This window comes from Sphingomonas sp. BAUL-RG-20F-R05-02 (assembly GCF_022662305.1).
Taxonomy (GTDB): domain Bacteria; phylum Pseudomonadota; class Alphaproteobacteria; order Sphingomonadales; family Sphingomonadaceae; genus Sphingomonas.
The window spans coordinates 1-3,427 of sequence record NZ_JAKNQH010000049.1 but is presented as its reverse complement, the minus strand read 5'-3'; the positions used below and the strand labels follow the sequence as shown (position 1 = coordinate 3,427).

The following is a 3,427-nucleotide window of genomic DNA, read 5'->3' as shown; positions in this document are numbered from 1 at the left end:
AACTACACGTTAAAGCATGCCAATTACCTTAGTGTCCAATGTGGAATCTGAGCAGTCTCTAAACGACTGGGGTTGGGCGACTGCGGAACGTCCGGTCTTGATCAGCGATCGTAGGATAGCTGCCCTTCCCTGTCCTCCGTCACATGATCCAAACTCGGCCGCTTATGCTTGATTAGCTTGTTCAGTATCCCGTCGTTCATTCATCAAACGATAAGGACGTGTAAGCTGCAACCAATCAGTTTCTGTTGGATTGGCGCATCTAGTAATTGCGACACCCCTCACAGCTTTATTCAATCGTAGCGAGGGATTGCACCATCAGACGTATTTCAAACGCCTAGGCGATAGCCGCTATTGACGTTCGGCCACGGCGTCGCAACGAAGCGCCGATTAGAGCAAAGCCTATTATCATAGTCAGCCAAGTGGAGGGTTCAGGTACGCTGGCGACAATTCCATCCGCGATCAGGCTGTGGACGTAGGCGGTCGGGTGAATGCCGTCATAATAGAGATAACCGGCGCAGTTGTTTGCAAGCCCTCCGGTTCCCACACAGCTGCTGTGGACCAGCGCCGGATCAAGCCCGTAGGCGGTGGGGTGATTCTGGATTGTGGTCTGAAGGCCAGCAAGGTCGAACATTCGGATCGAACCCGATGCGCCCAACGTCTGCTGAATACCGCCAACAATTGCGGCATATTGTAGGTTCAGGTAAGCCGACGCTTGCGTTGCACTATCTTGCCTAGCGGTTCCGTAGACACTCGGAATTTGACCGACATCCGGCAGGCCAACCACGATAATGTTCCGCGCCCCGTCCGTCACCAGTCTTGTCAGATCGGTTTGAAATGCACTGACCGTATCGGATATCGAAGGCGCACCAGGACGACCATAATCACGGATGTCATTGCCGCCGGCTGTGACGAGAACAAGGCTGTTTGTGTCTATGGCGGTGCGCCGCGCAGGCGGGCTGACGGCGCCGGTCGTTGACGGCTCGTAATAGCCGCTGATCTGATAGCCGAGATCGGGTGGCACTTGGTTCGGATAGAACGTAGCCACAGTGGACCCACCAACTGCATAGTTGGTGCCGCCTTGAAGATAGGCGGTGGAGAGCCCAAAACCGAGTGCTAGCGACAGGTCATCGGCGAAGTTCAGACCATTGGTGAAGCGCCCTGAAGATGGTGCTGAGCCTGGCACCTGCGTGGCGGCATTGCCGCTGTCGACGAGGCTGTCCCCAAAAACGTAAAGTCGGTCGTAGGATGCCGCTGTCGATACCGTTGGTATGATGAGTGTCGCTGCGACAACGGCAGCCCCGAGCCATTTCAAGCGACGCATCAAATACCCCCCCCCCCGAGAATGATCATGCTTAACGCCTTTATATGCCCCCTGCAACGTTGTTCGATGTATCCCGAAAAAGCTGGATCAACCCAATGTGAAACGGGTGTCGTGCGGTGGTAACCTGCTCGGATAAGCCACAGGTACGTAGCCAGTTTGAGCTCTCGGTCGGCTACTTCAACATCCGCAGGAGCGCGCAGTCGACTGGCAGCTTTGCGACGGCAGCAACGACCCTGTGTGGACATCCGGTAATCGCGCGCTGGCTTAGCTGATAGTGTCGCGGTGCGGGCGAGAGCCCGGTTTGCTCTGATCATCGGAGGCCACATGGCGCAATTTGTGGGATTGGATGTATCACAGAAGATAACGGCCGTTTGTATTGTTGACGAGGCCAGGACCCGTTTGTGGCGGGGGCAGTGCCTTTCGACTCCGGAGCAAATAGAGGCGACCCTTTGCCAGCATGCGGGTAAAGATGTCCGGCTAGGGATTGAGACCGGCCCGATGACGACCTGGTTGGTACATGAGCTCCGATCTCGGGGCTTGGACGTTGTATGTCTTGATGCGCACCACGCCCGAGCGGCGTTGAAGATGCAGCTCAATAAGACAGATGCGAATGACGCGGAGGGATTGGCGCAGATCATGCGCACGGGCTGGTTTCGCTCGGTCCACGTGAAATCGTTCGAGACACACCGGGCCCGAGCGTTGCTGGGCGCGTTCCGACGCTCTCCCCCAGATCATTCTGCGGGAGGGTTGGAGAGCCGCCCACGTCATCACAAAGCGACATTCGCTGTCCGCTCGCCTCCCCATCTTCCGCAGTTCGTCCATCTTAAGTCGTCAAAATAGTGCGCGTGTTTTTGGGGACACTAGTTCGAGTTCGGCCCTGTGGCCGCTTCAACCTCAGTCGGATCGCCCATGATCACTCCGACCCGCTGATGCAGGGCGCTGGGTTCGATGATCATGATCCTGGTTTCGCCATCCGTTGCGGCGCCGCCTGCCTGCTCGATTAGCATGGCCATCGGGTTGCCTTCGTACATCAATCGCAGCTTGCCTACCTTGCCCGCTTTACGGGCATCACGCGGGTACAAAAAAACTCCACCACGCTTAAGGATGCGGTGCACATCCGCGACCATGGATCCTGTCCAACGCATGTTATAATCCACGCCGAGGTCGCCCGCGTCTCCTGCAATTCGATCATTGATGAAGCGCGTCACTTCGGGTGACCACTGCCGAGCGTTCGACATGTTGATCGCGAATTCGCGTTTGCCCATTGGGATCATCATGTTGGTGTCGGTCATCACCCATGATCCGACCTCACGATCAAGTGTGAACTCGTGCACCCCTGCGCCAAGCGTCAGTACGAGAATAGTTTGTGGACCGTAGACGGCGTATCCTGCTGCGACCTGACACTCGCCTTTCTGCAGAAAGTCCGCTTCCGTCACGTCCTGAGCTTCAACGCGCTTCGGCGCACGAAGGACAGAGAAGATCGTGCCAACCGACAGATCAACGTCGATGTTGCTCGATCCATCAATCGGATCGAACAACAGCAGGTACTCGCCTTGGGGATAGCGATTGGGAACAAGGTGGATCGTCTCCATCTCCTCCGATGCCATAGCAGCAAGGTGTCCACCCCACTCATTCGCCTCAAGCAACATCTCATTCGCGATCACGTCCAGCTTCTTCTGGACCTCGCCCTGAACGTTCTCGCTATCGAGGCTACCGAGCACATCGCCCAACGCGCCTTTGCTGATCGAGTGACTGATTGCCTTGCACGACCGCGCGACGACTTCGATCAACAAGCGTAGCTGAGGCTGCAAGGTGCCCGCCTCGCGCTGCTGTTCAATTAGGAACTGTGTCAGCGTCTTACGTTTCATGGATCTGCTACCTTATAAAGAAATTGGAGGGCTCGTATCGCGAGTGTCGTACGACCACTAACGGTCGCGGAGCTTAATTCGTATCCAAAGCTTTCCGCCCTAAACTGTCGCCCAACACCTTGTGCGTCTTCAGGATGGTTTAGCTTCGTTGAGCGGGGTGATCGTCCCGAACTCGGCCGCCTGTGCCGACAGCATGTTCCATTCTGCATCCGAGCCGTCGCACTAGAGCGGTTTCCGA

The 3,427-nt window shown here is 56.4% G+C and carries 3 protein-coding genes; 1 reads left to right on the top strand and 2 read right to left on the bottom strand.

All coding sequences use genetic code 11. From position 1 onward, the window contains the following. Positions 1-334: 334 nt before the first annotated feature. Entirely contained in the window at positions 335-1,321 is a 987-nt protein-coding gene (locus tag L8F97_RS22340) for an SGNH/GDSL hydrolase family protein (RefSeq protein ID WP_242154930.1), read from the bottom strand. Positions 1,322-1,645: 324 nt separating this feature from the next. On the opposite strand from L8F97_RS22340, the gene L8F97_RS23115 reads away from it, so the two are divergent. Further along, the gene (locus tag L8F97_RS23115) at positions 1,646-2,161 is read left to right on the top strand and encodes a transposase (RefSeq protein WP_409929088.1); all 516 of its coding nucleotides are present in this window, start codon (positions 1,646-1,648) and stop codon (positions 2,159-2,161) included. Between the two features lie 20 nt (positions 2,162-2,181). On the opposite strand, the gene L8F97_RS22335 is transcribed toward L8F97_RS23115, so the two are convergent. Further along, positions 2,182-3,189 (bottom strand): class 1 fructose-bisphosphatase, encoded by a 1,008-nt coding sequence (locus L8F97_RS22335; protein WP_242154928.1) that lies wholly within the window; start codon positions 3,187-3,189, stop codon positions 2,182-2,184. Positions 3,190-3,427 lie beyond the last annotated feature (238 nt).

Bases quoted from the DNA above. Each gene is read 5' to 3' on its own strand.
- L8F97_RS22335 (WP_242154928.1), bottom strand. From the start codon at position 3,189: ATGAAACGTAAGACGCTGACACAGTTCCTAATTGAACAGCAGCGCGAG.
- L8F97_RS22340 (WP_242154930.1), bottom strand. From the start codon at position 1,321: ATGCGTCGCTTGAAATGGCTCGGGGCTGCCGTTGTCGCAGCGACACTC.
- L8F97_RS23115 (WP_409929088.1), top strand. From the start codon at position 1,646: ATGGCGCAATTTGTGGGATTGGATGTATCACAGAAGATAACGGCCGTT.